Here is an 18,581-nt window from a genome sequence, read left to right as displayed (position 1 = left end):
ATGGCCGAGTTCAGTGCGCCGTTCGACGACGCCCCGATCGCCACCCAGTCCCAATGGTCCCGTATGGCACGCCGGTGGGGGCTCGATGGTGTTCACGCCTCCGACCCCGCCGACACGGCCCTGAAGGTCACGGGCAACGGCAGCGGTAACGTGGCCCTGCAACCGGGGGAGGCGTTCGTCAACGGGTTCTACTACCTCAACGACGCCGCCAAGAACATCCCGGTCACCGCGAACGCCGGATCCGCCGCACGCATCGACACGGTCATCCTCCGCGCCTCCATGAGCGCCAAAACCGTCCGCGCCTTCTACAAGACCGGCGGCACCAGCGCGCCAACTCTCGCTGCCGACGAAAACGGCGACTACGAGATTCCTCTCGCCCAGTGCACCATCGCCGCCGGATCTTCCGTCGTCACCGCCGTGAACGTCCTCGACCGCCGCTGGTTCACCGACCGCGGAGCCGTCCCCGGCATTCCCGGCGCTCGTCGGCCCAGCGTGCGGGGGCAGCTCCTCGTCGAGGGCACCAAGGTGTACGTCGGCGACGGTGCGGGCTGGCAGTGGGTGTCGTCGCCCGGTGTTGAGGAGGACTACTACACCCCGCAGTGGAGCGTCGGCGGCAGCAACTTCCACTGGGGTACAGCGGCCACGAACATCGGCCGGTACACCGTGCGTGGGAAGCGCGTCGACCTGGTCATTCACGTGGTGCCGTCGGCGAACCCGCCCGCCTCCACCGAGCCGATCATGGTGTCGCTGCCGCCTGGCTACCCGGCCGCCTACAACCACCGGGCCATCCTCAACTGGGCCTACACAAGCAACAACGACGAAGGCGGCGGCATCGGTCAGGCGGTCATCTACCCCACCTCGTCCACCACGAAGATCGCCCGCTTGCGGTACGCGATGAGCAACAGCCTCAGCAGCACAGCCACCCCCAACGCGTTCTCCGTCTACACGAACAAGCCGTGGAACATCCGGACCGGCGACATCCTCACCATCGACGGCTCCTACTGGCTCGCCTGACCCCCGAAAGGAACACCACATGCCTCGCCGACTCTTCGGGGGATCCACATCCGACTACGCCATGGAGCGCGTCGGAAACCAGCTCCTCGTCCGCCCCGGCGCCACCGGTGCCGTGTGGACCGCCGCGGCCGGCGGCACCCAGCTCACCGACCTGACCGACCTCAACGGCGCCCCGATCGCCACCGTCACCGCCGATGGCGACGGTGCGGTCGCGTTCTACGGGCCCGACGATGTCACCAACGTGTTCATGGACTTCGGGTACGGGCGCCGGTACGCCGCCGCGGCCGTCGACCTCGGGCAGATCCTCCAGGAGCACCTGGCACAGCGCGACCAGCCCGGCGGGTGGCCGTCCCTGGACTCCGGAGGCCGCATCAGCCCGAGCCAGGTGTCGGGGGCGCTGGACTGGCAGACGGTGGCAGCACACGGCGCGGTCGGCGACGGGGCCGCAGATGACACCCCGGCGATCCTCGCCGCGATCGCCGCATGCCCGGTTGGTGGCGTGGTCTATTTTCCGGCTGGTGTGTACCGGATCACGGAGACCCTCGACCTGCCGATGGGCATCACGCTGCACGGATCCCACTCGAACTTGATGGTCGGCCCGGGAATGACCGACGAGGATTCGGCGTGCTGGATCCAGCCGGACCCGGCCTTCGATGGCGACTGCGTCATCCAGATCGTCGGCGAGGACGACGGCGAGCACCCGGACATCAACGGTGAGCAGCGCCTGCGAAACCTGATGATCGACGGGTCGCAACTGACCGGCAGCAGCATCGACGGGATCTTCGCCAAGGGCAACGTGCAGAACATAATCCTCGACGACGTGTGCATCCGGCAGATGCCGAACAACGGCATCGTCACCGCCTCCCGCACAGACGGGGTGTTCCCGTTCTCGTGGCGGCTTCGGCATGTCATGGTCGACAACTGCCACGCCAACGGGCTTCTCATCAACGGCAACACCGACATCACGTTGGACGACGTCCAGGTCATCGGCTGCTGGGCGCAGGGCATCGTTCTCACGAACTGCACGAACGCCCAGCTCGTCGCCTGCCGTACCGAATGGAACGGCTCCCACGGGTACCGCATCACCGGGGCGTGGGGTGACTGGCAGGGCTCCGGTGGCATGCAGATGACCGGCTGCTCCACCGACCGCAACGGGCAGCACGGGGTCCTCATCGACGCCACCGGCAACACCCCCATCCTCATCGACGGGCTGATGACCCGCCGCGACGGTCGCAACGGCGGTGCGGGGGGCGGCGGATACGCCGGTCTCGCCGTTGCAGCCGCCACCGTTCCCGTCGTCATCACCGGCATCACCTGCTACCCGGGAGTCGACGATGGCGGGGCCAGCACGAACAGCCCCGAATACGGGCTTTCCGTCACCGGAGCCTCCACACTCGTCCAGGTCGACAACGGATACCTCCACGCCGCCACGCAGGGATTCCACTCCACCAGCACCGGAACCCTGGCGGTCGGCGCCAACGTGACTTACGCGTCTGGCCCCACGAACGCCCCGGTGCGCACGCTGCCGTTCACCGCGTCTGTGTCCAAGGCGCTGGTCGTCACCGCCCCGGCCGGCGCAGCAACCTATGTGATCTGGCGGGCACCGAAGGCCTGCACGGTCACCGCGGTGCGCGGCTACCGGGTCGGCGGCACCGGTGTCTCGATCAACGCGACGAAGAACGGTGCTGACCTCCTGGCGACGAACCTGTCGCTGTCCACAGCGGACACGTGGCTGGCCGGGCCCGGTGTGCAGAACGAGACGATGGCGGCCGGGGACACGCTCGCCGTGGCTGTCCGATCGGTGACCGGCACACCAGCCGCGGTCACCATCCAGGTCGACGTACAGGGGGTGTGACGTGGCTGCACTGACTGTTCTCGACGACAACGTGCCGTACCAACCTGCGGTTGGTGCGCTTACCACCGAAGCGGTGGCCGGGCCACCGGACCTGCTGCGGGTCTCCGATGCGGGCGGTGTCCTCGCGACCCTCACCGTCGGGGCGAAAACCGTCACCATGCGCGGCCCGACCCGCACGTTCGCGGAGAACAAGCGGTCCTTCACCGATGCATTCACCCGCACCTCCGCTTCCACTTTCGGCACAAGCCCCGGCGGCGGAACCTGGTCACAGTCCGGCACCGCCACCCTCTATACCGTCAACGGCAGCGTCGGCGTCATCTCCTGTGACGTCGCCAATAGCAGTCGCCACACCACGATCGTCGACACCCTCACCGACGTTGATGTCACCGCCAAGGTCACCGTCGCCACCGTGCCCGCCGGGGCCACCACGAGCATCGGCCTCTCGTTCGGCTACACCGACACGAACAACTCCAACCGGGCGCGTCTCCTCGTCACCACGGCAGGCGTCGTCCAGCTCGCCCTGGAGACGGAAGTCGCCGGCACAGTCACGGCTGTTGGTGCTGTCACCCAGGTTGGTACGGGGTTCACGGCGGGAGATTGGTGGAGGATCCGGGCGCAGCGTACCGGGTCGACGATCCGTTGCCGGGCGTGGAAGGACGGCACAGCCGAGCCTGGGACGTGGCTCCACTCCGTCACCGACACCGCGAACCCGTCCGGCCGCGTCGGGTTCCGCGCCCTCGCATCCACCGGATCCACGGGGTTGCCGCGCACGGTTCACGTTGACGACCTTCGGGTTGTTTCCGGCAGCTGGGCAACCATCCCCACCGTCACCCACAACACGTGGGTCCGGACCCTCCCGGAGCCGTTCAACGGCACGTGGACCGATGCGCTTGCCGCACAGATCCGCCGCTGGGCGGTTGACACCAGCCCTGATGTTCTCGGCTACGCGACGATGTACATCACCGGCGCCCCCCCGGTAACCAGCCCAGCCCTATCCGGCGCACAGGTCTCCGGCCAGGCCAACTACGGGCCCCTCGACAGTGCCGGAACTCCCATCGAAGGCGCAGACTTCCACGACTACATGGGCCTCAACTGGACCTTCCCCAACGGCGAAACGCAGACCGCCGGCGCAGGGGAGTCCGGCTGCTTGGACTGTTCCGGGCTTGTCCGGATGGTCTATGGCTTCCACATGGGTATCCCTGTGGTCCGGAACCTGGACTTCGACGGCATCAACCTGCCTCGGCAGACGAAGGACATCGGGCCGAGTGGACCGGGGGTGGTCGTTGCCCAGGCGACCGGTGCTGCTCCTGCGTTGACGAACCTGCGGATTGGGGACGTGCCTCACTTCGATGCGACCTCTGGTGGTGGTGAGGCGGAGGGGCAGCTTGATCACAACGGTATCTATCTGGGCGTTGACTCGCTGGGCCAGCACCGGTTCATCAACTCGCGGAAGACCCCGAACGGCCCAACGTTCGGGGATCTTGGTGGTGCTTCCCGGCTTGATGGTGGCGGCACGTATGCCTCGTCGCTGCGTCTGATCCGGAGGTTCTGATGCCGCTGTTGGTGGGACCCGAGGCGGGCGGCGTTCTGGGGATGGTTCCGGCGTTCGGCGGGCTGCGGGTCGAGGTGACCGCCCCGCCCGGCACGGACACCGCCCGGGTGCCGGGCGGTGGTCCGGTGGTGGGGTGGGTGCTGGTCGCCGACGAGCAGGTGGTGGGTGGTGCCCGGGTGGATCCGGTGTTCCTCGCGGCGGGCCGGGCGTGGACACCGGACCAGTACCGGGCCGCCTACGGGCAGCAGCTGGGCGTGGTCGTCGGACGCGTTTCCTAGGCGGCTGTCACGCCGGGTCCACTTCGGGCTTGCCCGGTTCGCCACGGTATTTGGCGAGGGCTTCGCGAACTCGGTCCTCGCTCCAGTCGCTGGAGTCCCACCACTCGACGGCTTTCCATACGGTGGTGAGGCGCTGGATGCGCGTGGCGGCCCGGACCTCCCACTGGCGTAGCAGGAGGAGAAGCTCCTCCGTTTCACGGGCTGCGTCCTGGGCGTAGCCAAGCCCCGCGAGGCGGGCTGCCATCTGTTCGAGGTCGTACCTGCGCGAGTTGATGTCCTCAAGATCCCCCGAGTAGCACAGGTAGTTGTAGCTGCCGCCGCTCACGTCGCCTCCTCGGTGATCACGGCGGGCGGTTCGACGAGGCACGGCGCGGTGCGCTCCTCCGCCAGCGGTTCGCCTTCGTTGTCCGGGTCGACCCGAACGTGCCCGTCGGCGTTGAACACGAACGCGGTGTAGCGGACGGTCCGGTTGCCGGGCGGCCCTGTGATGGTGATGTCGCGGCGGGGGATCCGGAGTTCGATGTTGTTTGCCTGGAGCCAGTCCTTGACCTGGTCGTGGAACGGGCTGTCCCAGAACGGGTCGTCGTCCGGAGGGGCGGGCACCGTGGTGGTGAGGCTGGCCTCGGTCATGGTTGCGGCACCTCCGGGTCGATGAGGTCGGCGGCGCTGGCCACGCCCCGGCAGAAGTCGCACCCACCGGAGCAGTGGGCTTTGACGGGGGCGTTGCCGACGCCGAAGTGGGTGCGCTGCTTGTTGGCGAGGTAGCGGGCGTGCTGTTCGAGAACAGTCTTGGCCGCGTGCTCTGCCCGCTCCGGCGTGTGGCCTACCGAGAAGAGCGCCACAAGGATCGGGTGGGGGTCGGGTGCGGGGCTGCTGCTCACGTTGTCCCCCTCATGGGTCTCAGTCGTCATCGGCTGCTGCTATGGCTCGCATGCGGGTCTGGACGAAGTCGAGGAGCCCCATCACCCGGTGGTGGGGGATCGCGCCGCCTCCGCTGGGAAGGAGGGTGCCGACCTGGGTGATGCCGTCACCTTCCTCGTCGTACCGCTGAGACGCGGCGATAACCACCCACTCGGTGAGGACGCCTTTGTAGCCTTCCAGGCGGCAGACTTCCTCGACTGCTGCTTCGAGCCGCTGGTAGGCGGCCTTCTCCCGGTCGTCAGTCATCGTCGGTCTCCTCGTCGTCGAGTCCGTAGGCTTCGGCGAGGGCGAGGATGGTGGGGCAGTTGCCGCGCCCTTCGGGGACTCCATCCCAGTCGTGGCAGGTCTCGCACCCGAACCCGGCACTGCGTGGCCCGTAGCTGGGGTTGATGACTTGGGTGGTGTACGGGTGCGCGGCGAGGATCCGCCGGTCGGCTGCGCAGCGGCGGAGGGCGTCGTCAGGGTCGTTGAGGGCTATGAAGTCGCCCGTTCCGTTGCGGTAGACCGTGGCTACCGTGCCTGAGTTGACCTGATCCCGTACCTCGTGGGCGCAGTCGTCGTACTCCCAGGACCCGCATGTCTGCTGGTGGTTGCGGGCGGCCTGCTCCCGCCTCTGGACCTCCTCGGTGATCCATTCGTGCAGTCCGGGCGTGACGTCCCACTCGGCGACCGTGATCACTTCCTCCGGCGCGCCTTGCCGCCGGATCTGGTTCAGCCGAAGCTTGCGGTCGCTCATGTCCCGCCTCCGACGTTGGCGACGATGACGGCCTTCACGAGTTCCAGGGCCTGCTGTTCGGTGAACCCGGCGGCAACGTATGCCTGGTGCATCTCGTGGAGCTGCACGGCTGCGGCGGCCAGCTCGGTCATGGGGTCGGTCGGCTCAGGCATCCGGGGCCTCCTCCGTGATCAGGCGTATGCCGAGGATGCGGGCCGTCGGGGCGAGGAACACTCGGGTCTCCCGCAGGTAGAACGACGCCCACGTCTCGCCCGGGTCGACGGTGTCGGCGGCGATGCTCTGGGCTGCGCCGTCGTCGGTGGTCACCTCGTACACCGGGACGCTGTCCGCGTCCGGATCGTCGGACATGAGCCGCTCAGGGGTGACACCAAAGGCGGCGGCGAAGTCGACGAGGTCGTTGACCGTGATGCGCCGCCGCCCAACTTCTGCGCTCCAGACAGCTTGTGAGGAGTTGTGGCCCACCCGTTCGGCCAGTTCGTCTTGGGACCAACCGCGTCGGGTGCGGAGCAGCTTCACGTTCGCAGCTACCTGCTCGGCGGGGGTCACGATGCGCCCCTCCAAGCATGCCGGGCGAGCCAGCGCCGCACAGCTTGGTTGTGGCGGGCGTCAGCGAGAGCATTGTGCTCCCCGGCCTCCTGCTTCGGCAGCTCGTCCCAGTCGAATCCGAGCCGCCGGGCCTCCTGCTGGATGTCGTGGGTGAACATCGGCACCCCGTCCGGCAGGGCGATCATCGGCCCCCAGAGCTGGGCGAGCGCTACGTGGTCGTAGGCCCCGTAGTTCGCCCACAGCTCGACGTCGTCGGTGGCCTGGATGAACGCGGCGACCTCGGCGGCAATGGTCTTGCGGGACTTCACCCGGGGATCGCCGTAGTGGAACAGCCAGCGCTTCGACATGCTGTTCCGCAGGTCGCCGTGCCCCTTGGGCAGGTGCGGCACGACGTTCTCCATCAGCCACGGGTGCTTCCGGATCCGCCGCACAGGCATGTCCCGGTTTGCGGCGTAGTACTCGCGCCCGTCGTCGCACACCATCCCGATGGAGATCAGCTCGATGGTGCGGCCGTCTTCGAGGAACTCAAGGTCGTAATCGATAGCGGTCATGTCCGCCTCCGGTGCGGGTGGGTGCGGGTTGGGGTGGCTGGCCCAGACCCGCACGGCCAGGCCAGCCACCAAGAGGTCGCCTCGCGGCAACGACCTAGGTGCACCATAACCCCTGAACCTTGGAATCGTAGGCATATGCGATTACAAAGCCTATGATTCAAAGGTCAACGGTCATGCTGACGCCCTCCGTCGCCACGCAGGAGACACCCATGAAGCTCGTCACCAGAGCCCAACTCGGATGGCCCACCTCCGCCGCCCCCACCCAGACCACCACCAAGGGCGTCAAGGTCCACTACCTCGGGTCGCCCGTCAGCACGAAGCTCCTCGCCGACCACGGCGAATGCCTCACCCTCTGGAAGGACATCCGCCGCAGCCACCTCGCCAACAAGGCCGAGGGCTACTCGGACGTCGCCTACAACTACGCCGGATGCCCCCACGGCTACCTCCTCGAAGGACGCGGCCTACGTCGCCGAACCGGCGCAAACGGCAACCAGGCCCTCAACATCGCGCACTACGCCATCGTCGGACTCGTCGGCAGCAGCGGCCTCACCGAACCCACCGACGCCATGCTCTCCGCGATCCGCGACGGCATCGACCTCATGCGAGGCAACGGCGCGAGCAACGAGATCAAGGGGCACCGCGACGGCTACGCCACCGCCTGCCCCGGCGGCCCCCTCTACGCCTGGGTCCAGAAAGGCGCACCCCGCCCCGGCGGCGACGACGAGCCCAGCACCAAGCCCCCGACCAGCAGCGGCACATACACCGTGAAGAAGGGCGACACACTCACCCGCATCGCCACCGCACACAACACCACCGTGGACGCCCTGGCGAAGCTCAACGGGCTCAAGGACCCGAACGCCATCAGCATCGGCCAAAAGCTCAAGGTTCCCGCGACCAGCAAGCCGGACTCCGGCACGAAGCCCCCCGCCGCGAAGCGTGAGCCGTACCCCGGGGCCAGCTTCTTCCTCAACGGCAGTCGGCCCGCTCTCGGCAAGAAGTCCCCCATCTTCACCGCCATGGGCAAGCGCCTCGTCGCCGTCGGCTGCGGCAAGTACAAGGTCGGCCCCGGCCCCGAACTCGGCCAAGCCGACGTCGACTCCTACGAAGCCTGGCAGCGCAAGTGCGGCTACAGCGGCACCGCCGCCAAGTGGCCCCCCGGCAAAACCACCTGGGACAAGCTGCAGGTGCCGAAGTGATCCTCAACCTGACGCCACACCCCGTCCGCCTGTACTGGGGAGAACGCGAAGACGGCAGCGACGACCTCGACGCGCACCTCATGAAGGTCTACGAGCCCGAACCCACCCCGGCCCGGCTCGCCACCAACGAAGTGAGCAGCGGCATGTGGCCCGTGCTCGTCGAGTTCGGGCACGCACAGAACCTGCCGCCCAAGCAGGACGGCTACCAGTACATCGTGTCCCTCGTCGTCGCCCTCGCCCTGGCCGACCGGCGCGGCGACCTCCTCGTCCCCTACCGCGAGGTCCGCAACGCCTCCGGAACCGTCATCGGCTGCCGCGCACTCGCCCAGCCCGTCTGAGAAACGAGACCACCATGAAGATCTTCGGCCGCGAACCCGTCGCCATCCTGGGCGCGATCGCCGTCCTCCTCAAGCTCCTCGCCGGCTACGGCATCCAGGTATCCGAGACGCAACAGACCCTCATCAACACCTTCCTCGCCTGCGCCGTCGCCGTCGCCTCCGCCATCGTCCTCAAGAACGGCGCCCTCTACGCCGCCCTCCTCCAGGCCGCCTCCGCCGGCCTCGCCCTCTTCGTCGGCTTCGGCCTCGACATGACCGTCGAACAGCAAGCCGGATGGATGGCGTTCGTGTCCGCCGTCCTCATCGTCATCGAACGACCCGCCGTCGAAGCCCCCGTACCGACCACCCGCATCGAACAGACCAGCCCCGTCAAACAGCAGGCCTAACCCAGGTCATGCACAACACACCCCGGGAGGCAGCGGATGGCTGAACTGTTCGGATTCAAGCCCGCCGACCTCGGAGCCGCCGCCCTCCTCGTGGTCGTCGTCCTCATGGTCCTCACCGGCCGCCTCGTACCAAGACGCACCTACGACGACCTCAAAGAGGACCGCAACGACTGGCGCACCGCACACGGCGAAAGCGAAAAAGCCCGCGTCGAAGCCATGCGCCAGAACAGTGAACTCATCGAACTGTCCCGCACCGGCGTACACCTCCTCGACTCCCTGCCGCGCGGGGAGGTGACAGCCGATGGTGATCAAACTGTGGCGCCGTAAGAAGACCAGGCCGACAGACGCCAAGAAGGCCATCGCACGAGCCGAAAAGGCCAACAGCGAACTCGAACGCCAGCGCCCGGAGGCAACCCAGCTCAGCGCCCGCCTCCGGGCCCTCCGGCACGAAAACCACTTCGAGGCAAAGATCAGAGCAGTCATGGAAGGCGGCGGCCAGTGATGGGCACCTGGGACCGAATCCTGAACGTCATCACCTCCGCCATCACAGCCGGAGCAGGACTGACGTTCATGGCCACCTACCACCTCCTCGCCCCCTGGTGGCGGTCCAAGACCGGCCGCCACCTCATGAGCTTCGGGGCCGCCGTCACCGCACTCAGCGCCTACACCGTCACCATCACCGCATGGCCTGAGTTCTGGCCGCTCCGCGTCCTGCGGACAGCCGTTGTCCTCGCGATCGCCGCCCTGTTCATCCAGCGGACCGTCATGGTCATCCGCGCCCAACGCCACCAGGAGCACTGATGCCGTTCCCCGAGGGCGTCCCGTCCGTCCCCGTCCGCTATAGCGTCACCTCCCCGGTCGGCGGCGGCCCCGGCGAAGGCGCCCTCCAGCTCATGCCGACCGTCCCCGCGATCCGCATCCCCGGGCAGGAGGGCGTGTTCACAGGTGGCGGCACCTACCGGTTCGTCGACGGGCAGCTCGTCGACGGCGACGGCGAACAGGTACGGCTCCTCCCCACCAACGTCGACGGGGCCAACCCGACCATGTGGGCGTGGCTCGGCATCGAGCAGATCAACGGACAGCAGCCCCGCCACTTCTACTTCGCCCTGGACGCGGACGCAGAGGAGGTTGATCTCGGTGCCGTCCAGCAGCTCGCCCCCGACCTCACCCAGTACCTCGCCGTCCCAGGCGAATCTGCCTACGACGCATGGCGGCGGGCCGGCAACGATGGCACCGAAGACGACTTCCTGGCGAGCCTCGTCGGCCCGCCCGGAGACATTGCTGCGGCCAACGAATACACCGACGAGACCGTCACCCAGGGTCTCGTCGCCGAAGTCGCCCGCGCCGACGCCGCCTACGATCCGGCCGGCGCAGCCACAGCGGCCCAAGCCTCGGCTGTCAGCACCGCCGCAGCCGACGCCGCCGCGAAAGCGAACACAGCACGCGACGCAGCCATCGCCACGGCCGCCGCCGACGCTGCGACGAAAGCGGGCAACGCGCAGAGCGCCGCCGTGACAGCGGCAGCCACCGCAGCCGCCGGCCTGTACCTCCCCAAGGCCCTGCTCACCGTCGACAGCTTCATGGCCCAGCCCGGCACCAAAGTCTTCGGCCACCGGGGTGCCGGCATGGTGTGCCCGGAGCACACCGAGGCCGCCTACGACTACGCGATCGCCCACGGCATCCAGGCCATGGAACTCAGCGTCAACGTCGACTCCGAGGGGCAGTTGTGGTGCCTCCACGACCTGACGCTCGACCGGACGACGTACAACACCGGGGCGCTCAACACCTATCCGTCGACCGGGGTCGCCCAGCGCGTCCTGACGAACGGCAGGGTGATGCTCGGGCAGGGCTGGACGGACCAGCCGATGGTGCCCCTCCGGCGGATGCTCGACAAGTACCTCGGCCGCGTCGTCCTCTTCCTGGAGCCGAAGGGCAACGACGCTGTCGTGCCCCTCCAGACCTTGCTCTCCACGTCGTACCCGCACGCGCCAGCCAGCGTGATCTGGAAGGCCCACGTGGGCACCAGCTTCACCTGGCCCAAGCAGCAGGGCTACCGCACCTGGTGCTACGTCGACGACGGGTCCAGCAACGCCGTTCTCGACGGCAAGGACAGCCTGGTGGACTACTGGGGTGTCTCCACGTCCATGCCGTCCGCTCGGCGAAAGGAGATCGTGCAGCGGCCGGGGAACAAACCTGTCTTCAGCTGGCCCGTGTACCGCCGGTCGCAGCGCGCCGCCCTGGAAGCCGACGGGGTGGTCGGCCTCATGTCGTCGGACCCGGTGTACGTGCGCGGCACCACCGCACAAGCCACCGCGTCCCGATGGGACCAGCAGGTCAAGGAATCCGGCGGCACACCACAAACCGACTACAACGAGACCGCGGCGCTCAAGTTCTCCGAGACCGGCGGCTGGGTGTCCATCAACCGGGCCCGCGGCACCTACGGGCTCGGCCGCTACTGCCCCATCGTCCCCGGGGCCGGCGGGTACCGGATCCAGGTCGAAATGAAGTACGACCAGATCAACACCGCGGACCTTGCCGTCCATGGCGGCCTCTACCTGGGGAAGGCGTCGGACGATCCCTACGAGTTCAACACCATCAACCCCAGCAACGGATACCACCTCATCCTCCGCCACAACGGGGTCCTCAGGCTGTACCGGCACGTCACCACCCAGACCGGCGGCATCCAACTCGGCGTCGCAGACATCGCCACCGACGCCGCCGTCGCCGGGCAGTCCATGACCATCCAGATCGACGTCACACCCACCACGATCGAAGCCCGCCGACTCGGCAACGCCGCCTGGGCCACCGGACCCATCGCGGACGCCTCCTACCGTGGTGGCTACTTCGGGCTCAGCAACGGCAGCATCACTGACGTGGCGTCCAGGCCGTTCTGGCGGAACCTACTGATCACCCAACTGTAGAAAGATCCTTCTTCACCTCGGCGACCTGCGGCCCACTGTCCTGCTCGGGCATCTTCCACTGGTGGGCCGTACCCTCACCGTCGACGTAGACGAGCGTCCCACCCTTCGCCTGCGCCGCAGTGAGGTCAAACGCCTCTGCGTCCCAGACGAAGCTGCCCGGCTGGATCGTGCCGGACGTGTTGAAGTCGCCCAGAACCACGTTGTACGACTCCCCGTCGCCCTCGTTCAGGGCCTGCCCATCCGGGGCCTTCCACTGCCAACCACCGGGCCCCATCGGCGACGACTCGTCGGCTGGGGCTGCGGTTGTGGGCCGCTTCTTCACCGTGACGACCACGAAGACGTCCTTCGCCGGGGCGTTCCCGTCGCTCTCCTTCGCGAACACGACGCTGGTCGGCGTCATCTCTAGAACGCCCGCCCCTCGTCGCCGACAGTCAGAGCTGGCTCACCCAGAACGTGCACCGTTTCATCGACCGGCGGAGCACCGTCAGTACCGTCGCCGCCCGTTCCCGCCCCTTCACTGTCGCCCGCGCACTTCTCCACCCACTCGGCCTGGCCAAGCCTCGTGTCCGAACAGTCAACGGACGGGCTGGCCTTGGCCGGCGGCTTCTTGTCGGACGGGGCGCTCTCCTCTGCCCCACAACCTGCGAGCGCGGCAACAAGGAGCAGGGCTGCTCCGGCGGCAGTACGAGTACGCATGATCCATCCCCCACAGGTGCTCTACGGACGCCGACCGTAGCCACCCGGCCGCGCCCCGTGGTCCCACATGTTCTGGTGGTGACGGAGTTGTGACCAAACAGTGGGGGAGAGGTGGGCACACCTGCGCCCCGCTCTCATCCGAGGGCGGGGCGCAGTGCTGCCGGTCTGCTCGGGGAAGTTGTTCGGTCTGGGGATAGGTAACCGTTCCGAACAGAGCTAGCGCATAACGTCGGCCCAGGCGCTCTCGTCGAGCCTCCTGGCGGTGTCGCGGACCGTGACCGTCCATCAATCGATCGATTGATGGCTACTTGAACAGTCGGGGATCGAACCGGGCATAACGGCACGCGCGGTTGTCCAAAAAGGGTGTGCAAAAAATCTCGATGTCCATATACATACCTACGCCCTTTATTGGACAATGGAGCATGGACCTCGACACCCAAGACCTCCTCGATCCCGTCGGAGGCGGAGGCGCACTCATCGGCTACGCCCGCGTCAGCACCAAGGGCCAGAAGCTCGACCGCCAGATCGCCGCCCTCGAAGCCGCAGGCTGTCAACGGACCTTCTCCGACAAGAAGTCCGGCAAGAACACCGAGCGCGAAGAGCTCCGGAAGGCCCTCGACTACCTCCGCGAAGGCGACACCCTCGTCGTCCCGTCGCTCGACCGACTCGGCCGCTCCATCCAAGACCTCATCACCATCGTCGCCGGACTACGCAAACGCGGCATCGGCTTCCGCTCGCTGCATGAGGCTCTCGACACCACCACACCGGGCGGCCGGCTCGTCTTCCACGTCTTCGCCGCCCTCGCCGAGTTCATCCGCGAGCTCATCGTCCAAGGCACCCACGAGGGGCTGGCCGCCGCACGGGCCCGCGGGCAACGACTCGGCAGGCCACCAGCAATGACGGAGGAGCAGATCCGGCACGCCCGCTCCATGCTTGCCGACCCCGAGGCGTCGATCAGCTCGATCGCCAAGCTCCTCGGCGTCAGCCGCACCACCATCTACAAGTACGTGCCGGAGCTTCGGGCTGGCCATCGGCCGACAACGGCGGCCACACCGCTTGCAGAGCTGGAGGAGAAGTGACCGTTCATGAGGATGCTGCCCAGGTGCTGCTAGAGGAGCGCCAGGCGGACCCCGACAGTGCATTGACGCTGGCTAAAATGTCCGCATCGCTCTACGAGGGCACCTATAACCGCCAACTCATCGCATGGGTGGGGCAGACGCCACAGGACCCTGCCTACTGGCCTGCGCACCAGGTCGCTGCTCTCATTGATGTTCTCGACGGCCTGGCTTACGGGCGCATCGTCCGTAGGCGCATCGCGATCGGGGAGACGCCTGGCCCGGACGCGGATCGGCACGGAAACGCGGCACGGCTACGGAACCTCGGCGCCCCGTTCCATGCCGACCTGGACAGGTCGCAGAACGGCGCCGATAGCGACGGCACGCTCTGGTGGGACCAGACCGTCAACTTTTGGCGCGCGCTCGGGGTCCGCACGCTCCACCAGCAGGGCATCCATGGTTCCTTGCATGCACCCTTCGAGGTCCGTCCATGGCGCGTACCGCTAGAAGTCGGCTACACGCTTCCAAGCCGGACGCTCATGCATCTGGCCGTGGAAAGCGGCTGCCCGCAACCTTGGCGCTCGCCACTGCGGTTGCTGGACCCGGCCGAGCTGGGAGAAGCCGCTACGGCTAGAGCTACATGAAACCTGCTGATAAGCGCTGGAACCGCCGCTCCCGGAGTCAGGGCCGGGGGAGCCGCTGGCCGGGCATGTAGACCACCACCCCGCCAACAACGGGCTCGCACCGGGTGTCGGGCGGGAGCTGGACGAGGCCCAGATTCTCGGCCTGTCCACCCACGCTGATGCGCTGGAGGTGGCCACGGCCGTACAGGACGGTCCCGGGGTTTTCCAGAGTGCCGGTGATGCACAGCACCGGGTCCGGCAGGAACTGCCCGCCATCGGCGCGGGCGACGGCCAGCTCGGCGTCATTCGCTTCGGCCGCTGCATGCTCCAGCGGGGTCTGGCACAGGGGGCACAGGATGAGCACGATCTTGCCGCCCTCGTGCTTACCGCTCCAGTTCTCGGCGGCTTTGGACGTGAGGTCCTTGGGTGCGTAGCAGCCGCACCGGTTGCACCGGAGCCGCTTTCCTGTCCGGGTCGGCGGACGCTTCTTTCGACTCATGCCAGTTCAACGACGGCGGCGCTGGATCGGTACCGGGGGCCGGCTGCTACCGCATGCGGGTGACGGTGAGCGTCCCGTGCCTGCCGGAGCCGGCGAGCACCTCGACGACGAGGTCGGTCTCGACCCGGGTGCACGCCTCCCCCTCGGCCCGCCGTTCCCCGAGCGCCTCGGCCGCAGCGAGCGCGTTGCCGATCCGCCCTGCGAATACGGGGTCGAGCCGTGCGGACAGCCGGATGGGCCCGCCCTCATCCCCGACGACGAGTGCGAGCCGGTGTGGCCGGCGCCGGGGTCCGAGGTAGCCGACGACGAGCGCGTCTTCGGTGTCGGCGTGCCGGACCTTGGTCCAGTTTCGGCGGCCGAGCGGGTACGGGGCCGTCCCCTTCTTGCAGACGATGCCCTCGATCCCCTGTTCCTGGAGGCCCTCGTACCAGGCGACGGCCACGTCTCGGTCGTCGGTGGTGGGCACGGCCTGGATGGGCGGCGGAATGTCGTGGAGCAGGTCGACGAGCAGCTGACGCCTCTCCGTGTAGGGGAGTGCCGTGACCTGCCCGCGTTCGGGGTGTTCGAGGATGTCCCACACGGCGTAGCTGGCGGGGTGTTGTGCGGCGAGTGCTCGTGCCCGGGTGATGGTGGATGCGGCCCGGGATTTGGCTGCGGCGAAGTCGACCTTGCCGTTCTTCCAGATGACGGCTTCCCCGTCCAGCGTGGTCCCGGCCGGTAGCTGCATGGCGGCGACGGCGAGGTCCATCCAGTGGCTGGTGACGACCCTGCCGGACCGGGCGTAGAGGGTGACGGTGTCCTCGGTGCGCCGGAGGATCGTTCGGTGCCCGTCGAATTTCGGCTCGTACCACCAGCCGGGCCTGCCGGGGATGGTGGGTACGGCTCGGGCGAGGGCGGGTCGGATGGGGTACTTCACAGCCTGATTTTGCGCCGGGGCGGTGCCAGTCGCCTGTGGGGTTAGCCCAGGATGCCGAGTGCGGTGTCGGGTCTGCAGTGGGCGCAGGGGTTGACGCCCTGGTTGATGGCTTGTTCGCGGGTGATGGTGCGCCGTCTTCTGCTTGCTGTGGGGCAGCCGCCGATGTGGACGTCGACTGGGGGTGCGCCTTGTCCGATGCCGAGGTTGACGATCCAGTCGGGGGTGGCTTCTGCGCGCCGTTGCTTCAGGCGTTGTTGTGCCGCCTGCTCCTGTTCTGCCGCTTTGATGGCTTGGTTGATGCGGTGGAGCCACATGGTGTGCCAGGTGTGCAGGGTGCGGAGGCGGTCCAGGTCGGGCGGCAGGTCGTACATGCGTTCGAGTCTAATCCGAGTGGAATGCACCCGCTCGCGGCCCCTGCCCTGCCACACTGGCAGTGCCCCCGTCGCCTCCCCCGTCGACGGGGGCACCCCGAGGAGGTTGTTGTGTTCGGAATCGTGCGCTCGTGGCTGGCTGATCCCACCTATCAGCGGGCTGTGGCGTTGAGCGCCTTCGCGGCGGTCATTGTCGTGGCGGCCGTAGCCGCTCTGAACCTGTCCGCCGGATGACCCGCCACCTCGCCCGCGCTGGCCGCGCCTACTGGCGGGAGAACGCCCGCGCTTTCCAGGCGATCAAGGGGATGGTTGAGCGGGACCTGCCGTCTGTCCTGGCGGTCGTCGCGCTGGTCTGGGCGCTGGCCTTTGTGGCGGCTGGCTTCGCGACGGCGGCGCTCATCGTCGCCGGGGGCAGCGTGACCGCACAGTTGCTGCGGTGGGCGGTCGGCCGATGATCCGCCGCCTGCTGGCTGCCGCCCTTCGCCGCCTCGGCGTCCCGGGCCGGGCTCGTGGCGGGACGCTTCCGCCGTACCAGCCGCGCCCGGACGACGTGCCGGTCTACCTGTCGCTGGGAAAGTACCGGCCCCGCCCGAGGAGGACACTGTGACCGACCGTGGCATCAGCGAGACGAACGACCCGCGCGTCCGGGTGCTCTGGGAGCGCGAGGGGAAGACGGTGAGGCTCGGCCTCGAAGTCGACCCGCCGCCGCGAACGCCCGTCGCCAGCCTGCCGCCCACTGTCCGCCGCGAGGAGTCCCCGTGACGTACCGCCCGTTCCCGAACGCCGACCGCGCCCTGCGCCAGCTGAACCGGCACGTCCACACGGTGGAGCTGCCGGAGTGGCGGGTGAAGATGGCGGCCGACGCCCGCCGCGCGCTCGCGGTCGCCGCCGAGGCCATGGAGCCCATGACCCGAGTGGGCCGCTTCACGGACCGCGACTGGGAGAGCGCCCTTGGCGGGCCGGACTGGCAGGAAGGCCTGAAGGTCGGGTAGCCCGCCACGCCGAGGTTGATCGAGCCCGGGTTGTTGTCGCCCGTCGGTACGCTTGTCACACCAACCCCCAGGGCCCACGGCCCGCGAACAAGGGGATTGCTTACCGCCCCCGCCTGGCTGCTCCCGGGACGGGGGCGGGGCTGCTTCTGCGGACACTGAGGAGAATGGGCGCATGGGACCCGACACGCTGAAACTCCGCTGCCAGACCATCATCAACGGCGAACTCGCCCACATCCTTCTGGCAGTCGACCGGATGCTCTGGGAGACCAACGAGCACGCGCGCGAGCACGCCCAGCGGACCGCCCGCCAGGAGCTGCACCACTACGCCGTGAAACGCACCGGCCGCGACCTGCCCGTCGCCAGCTTCGACGCCCTGCCGGTCTGGGTGGAGTACCCGGACCGGTGCGAGGTGGAATGCGTCGGCGGACCCCATGACGGACGCCGGATGACGTGGAACAGTGCCGAGCCCCCGTTCGCCATCGATCTGCCGGTCGATGAAGGCATCGGCAGCCTGCTCGCCGCTGCGCAGGGTGAGCCTGCCAGCGTCGTCCGCAAGGCCACCTACGAACCGCTCATGGGCGACGGAGGCTTCTTCAGCCGCACCCAGGACGGGGCCTGGCGGTACGCCTTCCAGGCCTCCTGAACGGAGAGGTCGCTAGGAGGCGGCCTCGTCGAGTTCGGGGTGGAGCACGATCCGCTTCACCGCCTGCTCGATCGCCCCGCCACCCACGCGCCGCTGAAACGCTTCCGCCGCCTCCAGCCACGGGGCCCAGCCCTCACGGGAGTACGGCTGACTCAACGCCTCCGCCTTCGCCGCCTCGACGTTCCGGTACAGCTCGATCAGTTCATCACTCGGTCTATCCACGCCCGGAAGCCTAAACGAGGGGTCTCACAGCAGGCCGTCGGGCATGCAGGCCAGGGCATCACTTTCGCAGTACCGCGAACGCGATCACGCCGCCTCAGTCACGTCTCCGCGCACCGCCGCAGCCCACTCCACCAGAAGCTCCTCATATCGGCGGCGGCCCTCGGCGGACACCAGACCACCCGCCTCCAGCAGCGCCCGGATCTCTTCGTTCACCACGGCCAGCGGGCGGGCAGCGCGCGGCGAGGCAGGAGGAGTCGGCATGCCCGCAGT

Annotated in this window: 32 protein-coding genes; 18 read left to right on the top strand and 14 right to left on the bottom strand. The window is 68.1% G+C overall.

All coding sequences use genetic code 11. The features are described from left to right. From G3I54_RS36050 to G3I54_RS36035, 4 genes are read left to right on the top strand one after another with little or no spacing between them, the layout of a single operon-like run. Nucleotides 1-1,014 carry a hypothetical protein gene (locus G3I54_RS36050; RefSeq protein ID WP_164621073.1) on the top strand — a complete coding sequence of 338 codons (1,014 nt, stop codon included), beginning with the start codon at nt 1-3 and terminating at the stop codon, nt 1,012-1,014. Nucleotides 1,015-1,033: 19 nt separating this feature from the next. After that, nucleotides 1,034-2,869, top strand: a complete 1,836-nt coding sequence (locus tag G3I54_RS39170) for a right-handed parallel beta-helix repeat-containing protein (RefSeq protein WP_203687678.1) — start codon at nt 1,034-1,036, stop codon at nt 2,867-2,869. A gap of 1 nt (nt 2,870) precedes the next feature. After that, the gene (locus tag G3I54_RS36040) at nt 2,871-4,421 is read left to right on the top strand and encodes a hypothetical protein (RefSeq protein WP_343240507.1); all 1,551 of its coding nucleotides are present in this window, start codon (nt 2,871-2,873) and stop codon (nt 4,419-4,421) included. Further along, the gene (locus G3I54_RS36035) at nt 4,421-4,699 is read left to right on the top strand and encodes a hypothetical protein (RefSeq protein ID WP_164621071.1); all 279 of its coding nucleotides are present in this window, start codon (nt 4,421-4,423) and stop codon (nt 4,697-4,699) included. The genes G3I54_RS36040 and G3I54_RS36035 overlap by 1 nt, the downstream gene beginning before the upstream one ends. A gap of 7 nt (nt 4,700-4,706) precedes the next feature. Here G3I54_RS36035 and G3I54_RS36030 read toward each other — a convergent pair whose 3' ends face one another. From G3I54_RS36030 to G3I54_RS35995, 8 genes are read right to left on the bottom strand one after another with little or no spacing between them, the layout of a single operon-like run. After that, nucleotides 4,707-5,024 (bottom strand): hypothetical protein, encoded by a 318-nt coding sequence (locus G3I54_RS36030; protein WP_164621069.1) that lies wholly within the window; start codon nt 5,022-5,024, stop codon nt 4,707-4,709. Next, entirely contained in the window at nt 5,021-5,329 is a 309-nt protein-coding gene (locus G3I54_RS36025) for a hypothetical protein (protein ID WP_164621067.1), read from the bottom strand. Before G3I54_RS36025 ends, G3I54_RS36030 begins: the two co-directional genes overlap by 4 nt. Beyond that, complete coding sequence (locus G3I54_RS36020; protein ID WP_164621065.1) at nt 5,326-5,610, bottom strand: hypothetical protein; 285 nt, start codon at nt 5,608-5,610, stop codon at nt 5,326-5,328. Before G3I54_RS36020 ends, G3I54_RS36025 begins: the two co-directional genes overlap by 4 nt. After that, entirely contained in the window at nt 5,600-5,866 is a 267-nt protein-coding gene (locus G3I54_RS36015; RefSeq protein ID WP_164621064.1) for a hypothetical protein, read from the bottom strand. The genes G3I54_RS36020 and G3I54_RS36015 overlap by 11 nt, the downstream gene beginning before the upstream one ends. Next, complete coding sequence (locus G3I54_RS36010) at nt 5,859-6,356, bottom strand: DUF6221 family protein (RefSeq protein ID WP_164621062.1); 498 nt, start codon at nt 6,354-6,356, stop codon at nt 5,859-5,861. The genes G3I54_RS36015 and G3I54_RS36010 overlap by 8 nt, the downstream gene beginning before the upstream one ends. Then, on the bottom strand, nt 6,353-6,508 hold the full coding sequence (locus G3I54_RS36005; RefSeq protein WP_164621060.1) for a hypothetical protein: 156 nt from the start codon (nt 6,506-6,508) through the stop codon (nt 6,353-6,355). Before G3I54_RS36005 ends, G3I54_RS36010 begins: the two co-directional genes overlap by 4 nt. Next, on the bottom strand, nt 6,501-6,902 hold the full coding sequence (locus G3I54_RS36000; protein ID WP_164621058.1) for a helix-turn-helix transcriptional regulator: 402 nt from the start codon (nt 6,900-6,902) through the stop codon (nt 6,501-6,503). Before G3I54_RS36000 ends, G3I54_RS36005 begins: the two co-directional genes overlap by 8 nt. Further along, nucleotides 6,899-7,453 carry a 3'-5' exoribonuclease gene (locus tag G3I54_RS35995; protein WP_164621056.1) on the bottom strand — a complete coding sequence of 185 codons (555 nt, stop codon included), beginning with the start codon at nt 7,451-7,453 and terminating at the stop codon, nt 6,899-6,901. Before G3I54_RS35995 ends, G3I54_RS36000 begins: the two co-directional genes overlap by 4 nt. A gap of 173 nt (nt 7,454-7,626) precedes the next feature. Between G3I54_RS35995 and G3I54_RS39905 the strand changes: the two genes are divergently transcribed. Genes G3I54_RS39905 through G3I54_RS35955 form a run of 7 tightly spaced genes read left to right on the top strand, consistent with a single transcriptional unit; the run spans nt 7,627 to nt 12,294 of the window. After that, nucleotides 7,627-8,649 (top strand): peptidoglycan-binding protein, encoded by a 1,023-nt coding sequence (locus G3I54_RS39905; RefSeq protein WP_239144737.1) that lies wholly within the window; start codon nt 7,627-7,629, stop codon nt 8,647-8,649. Beyond that, the gene (locus tag G3I54_RS35980; RefSeq protein ID WP_164621054.1) at nt 8,646-8,987 is read left to right on the top strand and encodes a hypothetical protein; all 342 of its coding nucleotides are present in this window, start codon (nt 8,646-8,648) and stop codon (nt 8,985-8,987) included. Before G3I54_RS39905 ends, G3I54_RS35980 begins: the two co-directional genes overlap by 4 nt. A gap of 14 nt (nt 8,988-9,001) precedes the next feature. Next, nucleotides 9,002-9,373 carry a hypothetical protein gene (locus G3I54_RS35975; protein WP_164621052.1) on the top strand — a complete coding sequence of 124 codons (372 nt, stop codon included), beginning with the start codon at nt 9,002-9,004 and terminating at the stop codon, nt 9,371-9,373. A gap of 36 nt (nt 9,374-9,409) precedes the next feature. Continuing rightward, the gene (locus tag G3I54_RS35970; RefSeq protein ID WP_164621050.1) at nt 9,410-9,700 is read left to right on the top strand and encodes a hypothetical protein; all 291 of its coding nucleotides are present in this window, start codon (nt 9,410-9,412) and stop codon (nt 9,698-9,700) included. Further along, a complete protein-coding gene (locus G3I54_RS35965; protein ID WP_164621048.1) occupies nt 9,675-9,875 on the top strand; it encodes a hypothetical protein in 201 nt (66 codons plus the stop codon). The genes G3I54_RS35970 and G3I54_RS35965 overlap by 26 nt, the downstream gene beginning before the upstream one ends. Next, complete coding sequence (locus G3I54_RS35960; protein WP_164621046.1) at nt 9,875-10,174, top strand: hypothetical protein; 300 nt, start codon at nt 9,875-9,877, stop codon at nt 10,172-10,174. Before G3I54_RS35965 ends, G3I54_RS35960 begins: the two co-directional genes overlap by 1 nt. Beyond that, entirely contained in the window at nt 10,174-12,294 is a 2,121-nt protein-coding gene (locus G3I54_RS35955; protein WP_164621044.1) for a glycerophosphodiester phosphodiesterase, read from the top strand. The genes G3I54_RS35960 and G3I54_RS35955 overlap by 1 nt, the downstream gene beginning before the upstream one ends. Here the strand turns inward: G3I54_RS35955 and G3I54_RS35950 are convergent. Then, nucleotides 12,281-12,694 (bottom strand): hypothetical protein, encoded by a 414-nt coding sequence (locus G3I54_RS35950; RefSeq protein WP_164621042.1) that lies wholly within the window; start codon nt 12,692-12,694, stop codon nt 12,281-12,283. The two genes, G3I54_RS35955 and G3I54_RS35950, sit on opposite strands and share 14 nt — an antisense overlap. 718 nt (nt 12,695-13,412) lie before the next feature. Here G3I54_RS35950 and G3I54_RS35945 point away from each other — a divergent pair. Further along, on the top strand, nt 13,413-14,069 hold the full coding sequence (locus G3I54_RS35945) for a recombinase family protein (protein ID WP_164621040.1): 657 nt from the start codon (nt 13,413-13,415) through the stop codon (nt 14,067-14,069). Further along, nucleotides 14,066-14,689 (top strand): hypothetical protein, encoded by a 624-nt coding sequence (locus G3I54_RS35940; RefSeq protein WP_164621038.1) that lies wholly within the window; start codon nt 14,066-14,068, stop codon nt 14,687-14,689. Before G3I54_RS35945 ends, G3I54_RS35940 begins: the two co-directional genes overlap by 4 nt. A 37-nt stretch (nt 14,690-14,726) precedes the next feature. On the opposite strand, the gene G3I54_RS35935 is transcribed toward G3I54_RS35940, so the two are convergent. The 3 genes from G3I54_RS35935 to G3I54_RS35925 are packed head-to-tail and all read right to left on the bottom strand — an operon-like array spanning nt 14,727 to nt 16,454. Beyond that, entirely contained in the window at nt 14,727-15,167 is a 441-nt protein-coding gene (locus tag G3I54_RS35935; RefSeq protein WP_164621036.1) for a hypothetical protein, read from the bottom strand. Between the two features lie 46 nt (nt 15,168-15,213). Beyond that, on the bottom strand, nt 15,214-16,083 hold the full coding sequence (locus tag G3I54_RS35930; protein WP_164621034.1) for a DNA ligase: 870 nt from the start codon (nt 16,081-16,083) through the stop codon (nt 15,214-15,216). Between the two features lie 41 nt (nt 16,084-16,124). Then, nucleotides 16,125-16,454, bottom strand: a complete 330-nt coding sequence (locus G3I54_RS35925; RefSeq protein ID WP_164621032.1) for a DUF6233 domain-containing protein — start codon at nt 16,452-16,454, stop codon at nt 16,125-16,127. A 111-nt stretch (nt 16,455-16,565) separates the two neighbouring features. Here G3I54_RS35925 and G3I54_RS40075 point away from each other — a divergent pair, with 111 nt between their 5' ends. The 5 genes from G3I54_RS40075 (at nt 16,566) to G3I54_RS35905 (ending at nt 18,089) form a co-directional block, all read left to right on the top strand. Continuing rightward, on the top strand, nt 16,566-16,688 hold the full coding sequence (locus tag G3I54_RS40075) for a hypothetical protein (protein WP_275408040.1): 123 nt from the start codon (nt 16,566-16,568) through the stop codon (nt 16,686-16,688). After that, a complete protein-coding gene (locus tag G3I54_RS35920) occupies nt 16,685-16,909 on the top strand; it encodes a hypothetical protein (RefSeq protein ID WP_164621030.1) in 225 nt (74 codons plus the stop codon). Before G3I54_RS40075 ends, G3I54_RS35920 begins: the two co-directional genes overlap by 4 nt. A gap of 148 nt (nt 16,910-17,057) precedes the next feature. Next, nucleotides 17,058-17,216, top strand: coding sequence for a hypothetical protein (locus G3I54_RS35915; protein ID WP_164621028.1), 159 nt, complete (start codon nt 17,058-17,060; stop codon nt 17,214-17,216). Next, complete coding sequence (locus G3I54_RS35910; protein WP_164621026.1) at nt 17,213-17,446, top strand: hypothetical protein; 234 nt, start codon at nt 17,213-17,215, stop codon at nt 17,444-17,446. The genes G3I54_RS35915 and G3I54_RS35910 overlap by 4 nt, the downstream gene beginning before the upstream one ends. 172 nt (nt 17,447-17,618) lie before the next feature. After that, nucleotides 17,619-18,089, top strand: a complete 471-nt coding sequence (locus tag G3I54_RS35905) for a hypothetical protein (protein ID WP_164621024.1) — start codon at nt 17,619-17,621, stop codon at nt 18,087-18,089. A gap of 12 nt (nt 18,090-18,101) precedes the next feature. Here G3I54_RS35905 and G3I54_RS35900 read toward each other — a convergent pair whose 3' ends face one another. Both G3I54_RS35900 and G3I54_RS39160 read right to left on the bottom strand, forming a co-directional pair. Continuing rightward, nucleotides 18,102-18,311 carry a hypothetical protein gene (locus G3I54_RS35900; RefSeq protein WP_164621022.1) on the bottom strand — a complete coding sequence of 70 codons (210 nt, stop codon included), beginning with the start codon at nt 18,309-18,311 and terminating at the stop codon, nt 18,102-18,104. 84 nt (nt 18,312-18,395) lie between these two features. Beyond that, the gene (locus tag G3I54_RS39160; protein ID WP_203687676.1) at nt 18,396-18,572 is read right to left on the bottom strand and encodes a hypothetical protein; all 177 of its coding nucleotides are present in this window, start codon (nt 18,570-18,572) and stop codon (nt 18,396-18,398) included. Between the last annotated feature and the right edge of the window lie 9 nt (nt 18,573-18,581).

This window comes from Streptomyces sp. SID14515 (assembly GCF_010548505.1).
GTDB classification, from domain to species: Bacteria; Actinomycetota; Actinomycetes; order Streptomycetales; family Streptomycetaceae; genus Streptomyces; species Streptomyces caviscabies.
The sequence above is the reverse complement of the archived record's forward strand: the minus strand, read 5'-3'. Positions and strand labels throughout refer to the sequence as shown.